Annotated in this window: 8 protein-coding genes; 3 read left to right on the top strand and 5 right to left on the bottom strand. The window is 64.4% G+C overall.

The features are described 5' to 3' along the window. Positions 1 to 23 precede the first annotated feature (23 nt). From G3N62_RS08985 to G3N62_RS08975, 3 genes are all read left to right on the top strand, one after another. The gene (locus tag G3N62_RS08985) at positions 24 to 1,448 is read left to right on the top strand and encodes a collagen-like triple helix repeat-containing protein (RefSeq protein ID WP_124669122.1); all 1,425 of its coding nucleotides are present in this window, start codon (positions 24 to 26) and stop codon (positions 1,446 to 1,448) included. A 144-nt stretch (positions 1,449 to 1,592) separates the two neighbouring features. After that, positions 1,593 to 3,278 (top strand): POTRA domain-containing protein, encoded by a 1,686-nt coding sequence (locus G3N62_RS08980; protein WP_124669123.1) that lies wholly within the window; start codon positions 1,593 to 1,595, stop codon positions 3,276 to 3,278. Between the two features lie 165 nt (positions 3,279 to 3,443). Further along, positions 3,444 to 3,905: a DUF2147 domain-containing protein gene (locus G3N62_RS08975; RefSeq protein WP_034190131.1), complete on the top strand. Its 462-nt coding sequence runs from the start codon at positions 3,444 to 3,446 to the stop codon at positions 3,903 to 3,905. 103 nt (positions 3,906 to 4,008) lie between these two features. Here the strand turns inward: G3N62_RS08975 and G3N62_RS08970 are convergent, their stop codons facing one another. The 5 genes from G3N62_RS08970 to G3N62_RS08950 form a co-directional block, all read right to left on the bottom strand. Then, positions 4,009 to 4,419 carry a transposase gene (locus tag G3N62_RS08970; protein WP_034190132.1) on the bottom strand — a complete coding sequence of 137 codons (411 nt, stop codon included), beginning with the start codon at positions 4,417 to 4,419 and terminating at the stop codon, positions 4,009 to 4,011. 145 nt (positions 4,420 to 4,564) lie between these two features. Beyond that, positions 4,565 to 5,662, bottom strand: a complete 1,098-nt coding sequence (gene zapE, locus G3N62_RS08965) for a cell division protein ZapE (RefSeq protein WP_034190133.1) — start codon at positions 5,660 to 5,662, stop codon at positions 4,565 to 4,567. Between the two features lie 98 nt (positions 5,663 to 5,760). Continuing rightward, positions 5,761 to 7,191, bottom strand: coding sequence for a dihydrolipoyl dehydrogenase (lpdA, locus tag G3N62_RS08960; protein WP_124608014.1), 1,431 nt, complete (start codon positions 7,189 to 7,191; stop codon positions 5,761 to 5,763). An 81-nt stretch (positions 7,192 to 7,272) separates the two neighbouring features. Continuing rightward, positions 7,273 to 8,550, bottom strand: a complete 1,278-nt coding sequence (gene odhB / locus G3N62_RS08955) for a 2-oxoglutarate dehydrogenase complex dihydrolipoyllysine-residue succinyltransferase (RefSeq protein WP_034190135.1) — start codon at positions 8,548 to 8,550, stop codon at positions 7,273 to 7,275. A gap of 135 nt (positions 8,551 to 8,685) precedes the next feature. Then, a complete protein-coding gene (locus G3N62_RS08950; protein WP_034190136.1) occupies positions 8,686 to 11,550 on the bottom strand; it encodes a 2-oxoglutarate dehydrogenase E1 component in 2,865 nt (954 codons plus the stop codon). Positions 11,551 to 11,764: the final 214 nt, after the last annotated feature.

Below are 11,764 nucleotides of genomic sequence, written 5' to 3'. Positions count from 1 at the left end.
GAAAAGACAGCGAGGAGTCCATCATGTCCCAGCAACGTTCCATCACGACGGCCGCCCTGCGCCAGTGGCGTGCGCCCCTCACCGCCTTCGCCGCGGCCTGCCTGCTGGCCGCGTGCGGCGGCGGCGGCGTCAGCTCGCCGCCGAGCAGCAGCAATAACAACAACAATCCGAGCACGAGCGGCACGTCCGGCACCAGCGGCACCAGTGGCTCGTCCACCGGCACCAAGGGTGTCGTCAGCACGGTCGGCCAGACGGCCAGCGACCTCGGCAGCACGGTCGGCAACATCAGCCTGCCGGGCCTCGGCGACGGCGTGACGAAGGGTGTCGGCAGCACGCTGTCCAGCACCGGCACGATCATCGGTGCGGCCGCCGATGCCGTGAGCAACGGGCTGGGACAGATCGGCTCGACGAAGGATCCGGTCGGCACGACGGTTGCCGGCCTCGGCAATGTCGTCGGCGCGACGAGCAACACGGTGTCCGGCCTGAGCTCGACGGTCAAGGCGCTCGGCACGGGTCCGCTCGCGCCGCTCGCCCCCGTCACGACGCCGGTCGGCACCGTGCTCGACACGGTCGCCAACGGCCTGACGGCCGCCGGCACGACGATCGGCTCGACGCTGTCGTCGGGCGCCGTCCAGCAGGTCACGCAACCGATCAGCTCGGCGATCACGCCGCTCGTGATCACGGCCGGCCAGGTCACGCAGCAGGTCGGCACGACGACCGGCCTCGGCCAACCCGTCTCCGGCCTGCTCGGCCAGATCGGCGGCGCGATCAGCTCGGCGGGCAAGCAAGTCGGCGGCACGTCGAGCCAGCCGCTCGTCGGCGACGTCGGTCAGCTCGTGACCGCGGTCGGCAACACGGTGACCAACACGGGCGGCCTCGTCAACCCGAACGGCCCGAACGGCGCCGCACCGATCCCCGGCCTGATCACGAGCCTCGTCGGCGGCTCGACGGCGACCGTCCAGAACGGCACGTCGTCGGGTTCCGGCTCGACGAACCCGCTCGGCGGCCTGCTGTCCGGTCTCGGCTCGACGCCGCTGGGCTCGCTCACGGGCGCACTCGGTGGCGCAACCGGCGGCTCGGGCAGCGGCCCGCTCGCGCCTGTCACGGGCCTCGTGTCGACGGTCACCGGCGCACTGGGCGGCGCGGCAGGCGGCAGCGGCGGCCCGCTCTCCCCCGTCACGAATCTCGTGTCGACGGTCACCGGCACGCTCGGTGGCGCAACGGGCGGCGCAGGCAGTGCAAACCCTCTCGCGCCCGTCACCGGTTTGCTGAATACTGTCACCGGAGCAGTGGGCGGTGCAGCAGGATCGGGTGGTGCGAGCCCGCTCGCGCCGGTCACGTCGCTGGTCGGCAGTGTCACGGGTACGGCATCGTCAGGCAGCGGTTCGACGGGCCTGCTGGCACCGGTAACGGGGTTGCTGGGCACGCTGGGTAGCGTTGGCAAGTAAGGACGACGGTCGCACCATCGCAGCCGGAGCGAATGGCGCGGTCGTACATACACAACCGGCATGGCGGCACGCGGCGCGCGACACCCTGGTGTCGCGCGCCGGCATTACAAAGAAGACGAAAAGCAAGGCCTACGAGGAAGAACAATGAAATCCAGACTCGACAGATGGATGATGATGCTCGCCGTCGCGGCGGCAAGCACGGCACATGCACAATCGCGCGTCGGCGGTAACCCGCTCGACTCCCTTCCGCAGATCAACGCACCGAAGACCGGCCCGAACGTTACCGTGCAGGTCGCACCGCAAGCGCCGCAACTGCAGGAGCTGCTGTCGCGCCACCTGACGCCGTCGACGTTTCAGGTCGAAGGCGTGAAGTCGGTGCCGTTCGAGGAAATCTCACGTCGCTTCACGCCCCTCGTCGGCAAGGACATCACGATCGGCGACCTGATCGAAACCGCGAACGGCGTGACGAAGCTGTACCAGGAGCGCGGCTACGCGCTGTCGTTCGCGTTCGTTCCCGCGCAGACGTTCGAGAACGGCGTCGTGCGCATCACGGTGGTCGAAGGCTACGTGTCGGACGTCAAGGTCACCGGCAAGCCCGGTGCGATGGAACCGAAGATCCGCGCGATCGCCGCGCACATCACCGACGATCGCCCGCTGCGCCGCGCGACGTTCGAGCGCTACGTCAACACGTTCGGCCTGCTGCCCGGCCTCACGGTGAAGGCGAACGTCCCGCCGCCGCAAACCACCGACGGCGCCACGACGCTCGAACTCGCGGTCGACCGCAAGCCGTTCAACGTCAGCACCGGCATCGACTTCAATCACCCGGGCGTCCAGGGCCTGATCACCGCGACCGAAAACGGCCTCACGCGATTCGGCGAGCAGCTGAGCATCTCGGCGCTCGCGCCGCCGGGACGCGACAAGCAGACCTACTTCGCGTTCAGCGGCGCGGTGCCCGTCGGCAGCAGCGGCCTGATCACGCGCCTCGATGCAAGTACGTATCGCGGCAAGCCGACCGACAATCCGGGGTTGCCGTCAACCGTTCAGCGTACTGTGAAGAACGAGAAACTCGGTCTTTCGGCATCCTACCCAATACTGCTGAACAATCAACGCAGCTTGCTCGGTACGGTATCGGGCTACGCGGCTCATAACGAAGACCACTATCAAAACCAGATCAACGGCAATACGCTTGACAACCGGTCTCAAGTTCGCGTGCTGCAACTGCAGCTCGACTACACCAGCGTCGAACCGAAACAGGTGCGAAAACTGAGCGTCAACGTGGCCAAGGCGTTCGACATCCTCGGTGCATCGAAATCACAGACAGGCCTGGTTAACGGCGTGGGGGTCACGTATGCGGACCCGACTTCGCTGACCTTCGTCCGCACCGGCGCGACTGTCACGCAAACCAACGAATGGCCGTTCCGAATCGGCACATCGGTTTCGCTGACCGGTCAATACAGTCCCGACTCGCTGCCAACGTCCGAACAGATCTCGTTCGGCTCGACGCGCTACGCGCTCGGTTATCAGCCTGGCGAAGCGTCAGGTGACTCGGGCTGGGGGATGTCGCTGGAGGTCAATCGCGGCTTCACGCCGGGCTGGACGTATCTGAAATCGATCACGCCGTACGTCGCGTACGACATGGCGCGCGTATACCTGCACTCGGGCACGCCGTCACCAAACCGCATGTCGTCGGTCGGCATCGGCGTGCGATTCACGGACAGCCGCTTCTACAGTCTCGACCTGAACATCGCGAAGCCGATCGGCGACGCACCCGTCGAAAGCGCGTCGCGCAGCCCGCGCATCAACGCGGCTTTCTCGTATCAGCTCAACTGATCGGACACCAAACAGCCCGCTTCACGCGGGCTGTTTCGATTAGAGTCCCCTCTATCAAACGTGGCACGCGGTTTCACGTATTCTGGCGAAGCTCGCAACATGCCCGCCCCATGCAGACGGTCGTGCGGGCGAATGAACACGACATGCAAAACAAGGAGGATGACAATGATTCAACTGACCCGCCCGTTGCGTGCAATCGCCGTTGCCGGTGCACTGCTCGCCTGCGCAGCCCCCACGTTCGCACAGGCCGACAGCCCCATCGGCATGTGGCAGACGATCGACGACAACACCCATCAGCCGAAGGCACTCGTGCAGATCGCCGAAGACGGCGACGGTGCGCTGACGGGCAAGGTCGTCAAGGGCCTCGGCGCGAACGATACGCCCGATCGCCGCTGCACCGCCTGCACGGACGAGCGCAAGGATCAGCTCATCAAGGGCATGACGATCATCAAGGCGATGAAGAAGGAAGGCGACCACTGGGACGGCGGCAACATCCTCGACCCGGAAAACGGCAAGGTCTACAAGTGCAAGATGACACTTGAAGACGGCGGCCAGAAACTCGTGGTGCGCGGTTACATCGGCGTATCGCTGCTCGGCCGGTCGCAGACCTGGGTTCGCCAGCAATAACGCAGCACGCTGCCGACTCGCGCGGCGCAATGAAAAATCGGCCTGCGACGAAGTCGTCAGGCCGATTTTCTTTGGGTGCGGGCGTGACGGAAACCGATCCGCATCACGCCGCGTGCTTCAGCGAGTCGGGCGCGTAGGCGCCCGGTGTGCGATACGCGGGTACCGCATTGCTACGCGCCTCCGCCGCCTTCGATTGCGTGTGCTTGCGCATCCGTGCGGACAATTCATTGCACAGATTCACGCCCGAATCGCCGTAGAGTTCACGCATCACGTTCAACAGCGTGCCCGTCTCGTGCCAGACCTTGAAGCGGCGATGGCAAGTTTGATACGACGGGTAACGGCGCGGTATGGCAGACCACGTTGCGCCGCTGTAGATCACCCAAAGCACGCCGTTCAGGACGGCGCGCGTATTGGCTAACGGACGACCGCGCAACTCGGTGCGCGGCTGCATTTCGGGCAGAAGCGGCGCAACGCAGCGCCACTCGTGGTCGGTCAGATCGCGATACGGTGTCATGGACATCTCCAGCCTTGGTAACCATGACACAACGATATCGGCTCACCTCAACGATGAATATAAGACAAATCCGAAAATACCCCGAGATTGCGCGAATTTGACCGGAATTGACGTTTGAATCCCGTCGATTACCCGGACGACGCAATCAGGTCAGCGACGTATCGACGATGCGACGCGGCGTTTCGAGATACTCCTTCGACTGCATCTCGACGATTCGCGACACCGTGCGCGCGAATTCGTTGGCCATCGGGCCTTCGACGTACAACGCCTCCGCCGGCACCGCCGCCGACATCAGCAGCTTGACCTTGTGGTCGTACAGCACGTCGATGAGCCACGTGAAGCGTCGCGCCTCGGACGCCATCCGCGGCGACATCTGCGGCACCTCGGACAACACGATCGCATGGAAGCGGCTCGCCAGCTCGAGATAGTCGTTCTGCGATCGCGGGCCGCCGCACAGCGTCGCGAAGTCGAACCAGACGACGCCGTCCGCCTTGCGCAGCGCCTTCAGCTCGCGCTTCTCGATATGCAGGATCGGGCTTTCGTCGGGTACCGCCGCGAGCTTGCCGAACGCATGACGCAGTTCGCGATCGGCGTCCGCACCGAGCGGCGTGTGATACATCTTCACCTGTGCGAGCGTGCGCTGACGGTAGTCGACGCCCGCGTCGACGTTCAGCACGTCGAGCTTGTCCTTGATCAGCGCGATCGCCGGCAGCATGCGGTCGCGATGCAGGCCGTCCGGATACAGGTCGTCGGGATCGTAGTTGGACGTCATCACGAACTGCACGCCGTTGTTGAACAGGCGGTCGAGCAGACGGTACAGGATCATCGCGTCCGCGATGTCCGACACGTGGAATTCGTCGAAGCAGATCAGCCGGTAGCGCTTCGCGATGCGCCGCGCGAGTTCGTCGAGCGGATCGGCCTGCCCTTTCAGTTCCTCGAGCTCGCGGTGCACTTCGCGCATGAACTCGTGGAAATGCAGGCGCGTCTTGCGCTGCACGGGCACGACGGCGTAGAAGCTGTCCATCAGGAAGCTCTTGCCGCGGCCCACCCCGCCCCACATGTAGACGCCGCGCGGGAGATCCGGGTGATTGATCAGCTTCTTGAACGCGTTCGAGCGGCGCGCCTTGTATTCGACCCACTCGTCGAAGCAACGCTGCAGGCGATCGACGGCCGCGCGCTGGGCGGGATCGGACTGATAGCCGCGCGTGGTCAGTTCGCGCGTGTAGTATTCGGTGACGTTCATCGGGCAAACCGGAAAGAACGAAGGCGAGCGGGAAACCCCGCCCGCCTTCGTCAAGAGACGGCTGCGCCGGCCGATGGCCGACAGGCGCTACACCATGCTCAGCTGTTCAGCGAGCGCTTGTCGACGGCGAGCGCCGCTTCGCGCATCACTTCCGACATCGACGGGTGCGGATGGCAGATGCGGGCGATGTCTTCCGACGCCGCCTTGAATTCCATCGCCACCACGGCTTCCGCGATCAGGTCCGACGCGTTCGCGCCGATCACGTGCACGCCGAGCAGCTCGTCGGTCTTCGCATCCGCGATCATCTTCACGAAACCGTCCGGCGCGTTCATGCCGAGTGCGCGGCCGTTGATCGAGAACGGGAACTTGCCCGACTTGATCTCGCGGCCTTCCGCCTTCAGCTGCTGCTCCGTCTTGCCGACCCACGCGATTTCCGGGTACGTGTAGATCACCCACGGAATGCAGTTGTAGTCGATGTGCGGCTTCTGGCCGTCGATCACTTCCGCGACCAGCACGCCTTCGTCTTCCGCCTTGTGCGCGAGCATCGGGCCGCGCACCACGTCGCCGATCGCGTACACGTTCGGCACCGCCGTACGGCAGTGGTCGTCCACGTCGATGAAGCCGCGCTCGTTCGCCTTCAGGCCGATCGCCTCGAGGCCGAGGTTGTCGGTGTTCGGCACACGGCCGACCGACACGATCAGGCGGTCGGCGTCGAGCGTCTGCGCGTTGCCGTCCTTGTCGGTGTAGGCGATCGACACGCCGTTCGCGGTCGTCTTCACTTCGCCGATCTTCACGCCGAGATGGATGTCGAGACCTTGCTTCTTGAACAGCTTGGCCGCTTCCTTCGCGAGCGCTTCGTCGGCCGCGCCGAGGAATGCCGGCAGCGCTTCGAGCACCGTCACTTCGGCACCGAGGCGACGCCACACCGAGCCGAGCTCGAGGCCGATCACGCCTGCGCCGATCACGGCGAGCTTCTTCGGCACCGAGTCGAACGTCAGCGCACCTTCGTTGTCCGACACGATCTTGTTGTCGACCGGGATGCCCGGCAGGTGACGCGCCTTCGAGCCCGTCGCGATGATCACGTTCTTCGCGGTGACGACTTCGGTTTCACCCTCGCCGCTCACTTCGATCTGCACGCCGGCGTCGGTCTTGCCGGTGAACTTGCCATGGCCCTTCAGCCAGGTGATCTTGTTCTTCTTGAACAGGAACTCGATCCCGCTCGTCATTTTCTCGACGATCGCATCCTTGCGGCCGAGCATCTTCGCGACGTCGATCTTCACGCCGTCGACCGTGATGCCGTGGTCGACCAGGTGATGCGACGCGTTCTCGAACTCTTCCGACGAGGCGAGCAGCGCCTTCGACGGAATGCAGCCGACGTTCAGGCAGGTGCCGCCGAGCTTCAGCGCGCCGGCCGGGTTCTTCCACTTCTCGATACAGGCAACGGTCTTGCCGAGCTGCGCGGCGCGAATCGCGGCGATGTAGCCGCCGGGGCCGGCGCCGATCACGACGACGTCAAATTCCTTGGACATGACAATCCTTTCTACTTGTACGCCCGCGGGTTCACGCGTGTGCGCGAACCCGCGGAGCGGGTCGATGCAGTGAGACTCGGCTTACAGGTCGAGCAGCAGGCGTGCCGGATCTTCCAGCGCATCCTTCATCGCGACGAGCGACAGCACGGCTTCGCGACCGTCGATGATGCGGTGGTCGTACGACAGCGCGAGGTAGTTGATCGGACGGATCACGATCTGGCCGTTCTCGACGACCGGACGCTCCTTCGTCGCGTGCACGCCGAGGATGGCCGACTGCGGCGGGTTGATGATCGGCGTCGACAGCATCGAGCCGAACACGCCGCCGTTCGAGATCGAGAACGTACCGCCCGTCATCTCCTCGATCGACAGCTTGCCGTCCTTCGCCTTCTGGCCGAATTCGGCGATCTTCTTTTCGATGTCGGCGAGGCTCATCTGGTCCGCGTTGCGCAGGATCGGCACCACGAGGCCACGCGGCGAGCCGACGGCGATACCGATGTCGAAGTAGCCGTGGTAGACGATGTCGTTACCGTCGATCGACGCGTTCACGAGCGGGAACTTCTTCAGCGCGTGAACAGCCGCCTTCACGAAGAACGACATGAAGCCGAGCTTCACGCCATGTTCCTTCTCGAACTTGTCCTTGTACTTGTTGCGCAGCTCCATGACCGGAGCCATGTTGACTTCGTTGAACGTCGTCAGGATCGCGTTGGTCTGCTGCGATTCGAGCAGGCGCTCGGCGATACGCGCACGCAGGCGCGACATCGGCACGCGTTGCTCCGGACGGTCGTTCAGCCAGGTCGTTGCCGACGCCGGCACCTTCACTTCCGGCAGCGACGGCTTCGCGGCAGCGGCCTTGGCCGGTGCGGCGGCCGGAGCGGCCTTCGGTGCGCTGCCTGCGGCCAGCGCGTCGCCCTTCGTGACGCGGCCGTCGCGGCCCGAACCTGCGACGTCGCCCGCCGACAGGCCCTTCTCGGCCAGCAGCTTCGATGCAGCCGGCGATGCGGCGGCCGAGCTCGATGCCGTCGCGGCGGCCGGCTGGGCTGCCGGTGCAGCCGCAGCAGGCGCGGCGGCCGGCTTGACTTCGGCGGCGCCCGCCGCTGCTTCGGCGGCACCTGCCTTCGCTTCGGTGTCGATCGTCGCGATCACTTGATCGGCAACCACCGTGTCACCGTCGTTCTGCAGCACTTGCGCGAGCACGCCCGCTGCCGGTGCCGGCACTTCGAGCACGACCTTGTCGGTCTCGAGTTCGATCAGGATTTCGTCCTGTGCGACTGCTTCGCCCGGCTTCTTCTTCCACTGCAGCATGGTCGCTTCCGAAACCGACTCCGAAAGCTGGGGGACTTTGACTTCTACGATAGCCATGTGATTTTCCTGGATGCTTAATCTGGGGTATGACGAGGTTCGTGCGATTCCTTCGGCCGATGCGGCGCGCCACGCGCCCGGCAGGCCGGAAGAGACGGGAAAGCGCCGCGCGCCTTCCCGTTTCGCTTCCGTCGGTTATTTCGCGATCGATGCGCTCTTCAGGCGGCCGAAAGCACCTTCAATCAGGGCCTTCTGCTGCTCGTAGTGCTTCGCGTAGTAGCCAACCGCCGGCGAGGCCGAAGCCGGACGGCCGCTGTATGCCAGCTTCTGCCCTTCCTTCATGCCTTCCTTCAGATGGTGCTCGACGTAGAACCAGGGGCCCTGGTTCTGCGGCTCGTCCTGCACCCAGACCACTTCAGTCGCGTTCTCGTACTTCTTCATTTCGGCTTCGAACTGCTTGTGCGCGAACGGATACAGCTGCTCGATACGGATGATCGCGACGTCGTTCGCCTTCGCTTCGCGGCGATGTGCGACGAGGTCGTAATACACGCGGCCCGAGCACACCAGCACGCGCTTGACCTTCTTCGCGTCGATGCCGCCGTCGGTTTCGCCCAGCACCGGCTGGAACGAACCCTTCGCCAGTTCCGACAGGTCCGACACGGCTTCCTTGTGACGCAGCAGCGACTTCGGCGTTGCGACGATCAGCGGCTTGCGGAACAAGCGGATCATCTGGCGGCGCAGCAGGTGGAAAATCTGCGCCGGCGTCGTCGGCTGAACGACCTGCATGTTGTGATCGGCACACAGCTGCAGGAAACGCTCAATACGCGTCGACGAGTGTTCCGGACCTTGCCCTTCATAGCCGTGCGGCAGCAGCATCGTGAGGCCCGACACGCGGCCCCACTTCACTTCGCCCGACGAGATGAACTGGTCGATCACGACCTGCGCGCCGTTGACGAAGTCGCCGAACTGCGCTTCCCACAGCACGAGCGTGTTCGGCTCGGCGGTCGAGTAACCGTATTCGAAGCCCAGCACCGCTTCTTCCGACAGCACCGAGTCGATCACCGTGAACTTCGCCTGACCTTCGGCGATGTTCTGCAGCGGCACGTACGTACCGTCGTTCCAGCGCTCGCGATTCTGGTCGTGCAGCACCGCGTGACGGTGCGTGAACGTACCGCGGCCCGAGTCCTGGCCCGTCAGGCGCACCGAGTAGCCCGATGCGACGAGCGACGCGAATGCGAGGTGTTCGCCCATGCCCCAGTCGAGCGGCTGGTCGCCACGCGCCATGTTGCGGCGGTCGTTGATCACGCGCTCGACGAGCGGGTGGACCTTGAAGTTTTCCGGGACCGTCGTGATGCGTTCGCCGAGGCGCTTCAGTTCGGCGAGCGGCACGGCCGTATCGGCAGCATCGGTCCACTTGCGGTTCAGGAACGGCACCCAGTCGACCGCGTACTTGCTCTTGTAGTTCGACAGGACCGGGTCGACCGTGTGGTGACCGTCGTCCATCGCCTTGCGGTACGCCTTCACGTAGTTGTCGGCGTCTTCCGCGGTGATCACGCCCTGCTGCACGAGCTTCTCGGCGTACAGCGCACGGGTGCCCGGGTGCTGCGCGATCTTCTTGTACATCAGCGGCTGCGTGACCGCCGGCGTGTCCTGCTCGTTGTGACCCAGCTTGCGGAAGCAGACGATGTCGATCACGACATCCTTGTGGAACTGCATCCGGTAGTCGATCGCGATCTGCGTCGCGAGGATCACGGCTTCCGGATCGTCGCCATTCACGTGCAGCACCGGCGCCTCGATCATCTTGACGACGTCGGTACAGTACAGCGTCGAGCGCGCATCGCGCGGGTCGGACGTCGTGAAGCCGATCTGGTTGTTGATGACGATGTGCAGCGTGCCGTGCGTGCCGTAGCCGCGCGTCTGCGCGAGGTTCAGCGTTTCCATCACGACGCCCTGGCCCGCGAAGGCCGCGTCGCCGTGGATCTGCACCGGCAGCACCTGCAGGCCGTCTTCGTCGCCGCGGCGGTCCATCCGCGCCTTCGCGGAACCTTCGACCACCGGGTTCACGATTTCGAGGTGCGACGGGTTGAACGCGAGCGACAGGTGGACCGGGCCGCCTTCCGTCGACACGTCCGACGAGAAGCCCTTGTGGTACTTCACGTCACCGGCCGGCAGGTCGTCGACGTGCTTGCCTTCGAATTCGGCGAACAGGTCGGCCGGCATCTTGCCCAGCGTGTTGACCAGCACGTTCAGGCGGCCGCGGTGGGCCATGCCGATGATGATTTCCTGCACGCCGCGCTTGCCCGCGTGCTGGACGACTTCGTCCATCGCCGCGATGAAGCTTTCGCCGCCTTCGAGCGAGAAGCGCTTCTGGCCGACGTACTTGGTGTGCAGGTAACGCTCGAGGCCTTCGGCGGCCGTCAGGCGATTCAGGATGTGCTTCTTCTCGTCGATCGAGAAGTTCGGCGTCGCGCGGGTCGACTCCAGGCGCTCCTGCCACCAGCGCTTCTGTTCCGGATCGCTGATGTACATGTATTCGGCGCCGATCGTGCCGCAGTACGTGTCGCGCAGGCCCTTGACGATATCGCGCAGCGAAGCCTGGTCGAAACCGAAATACAGGTTGCTTGCGCTGTACGTCTGGTCGAGATCGCCTTCGGAGAAGTCGTAGAACGCGGGTTCGAGCTCGGGAATGGCGGGACGTTCGCGGCGCTTCAGGGGATCCAGATTGGCCCATTGCGAGCCAAGGAAGCGATACGCGCTGATGAGGGACTGGACGTGAACCTGCTTGCGTGCGGCAGCCAGGTTGGTGCTGCTTTCGCGCGGGATGAAGGCATTGGCCTTCGCGCGCTCGGCGAACGATTCGACGATCGGGAAGTGAGCGACGTCATTGGCATTCGAGCCGTCCGTTGCAGGCACATTCTGCAGCGCGTCGAAATACTCTCGCCAGTTCTCCGGCACCGACGCCGGATTGTTGAGATATGCATCGTACAGTTCTTCAACGTACGAAGCATTGCCGCCGAACAGATAGGAGTTCAGCTGAAACTGCTTCATTACATCTGACATTTTACGCTCACCTTTCTTCGAGCTTCTCGAGAAATAGCGGGTTACTCAACCTTCCGCGACACGGCCTGACCGTTTAGCGGATTGCGAATCAAGTCTTGCTTGGAAGGACCTAAAACTTGCGTGCGCGCAGCATATCACAGAACCGATACCGGAGTTCACGGCGAAATGTGCCCGAAAGCACCGCGCGACGGGGTTTTGCCGGATTGCCACGACC

The organism is Burkholderia sp. Tr-20355 (genome assembly GCF_017104685.1).
Classification (GTDB): domain Bacteria; phylum Pseudomonadota; class Gammaproteobacteria; order Burkholderiales; family Burkholderiaceae; genus Burkholderia; species Burkholderia seminalis.
This window is presented reverse-complemented; position numbering and strand designations above follow the sequence as displayed.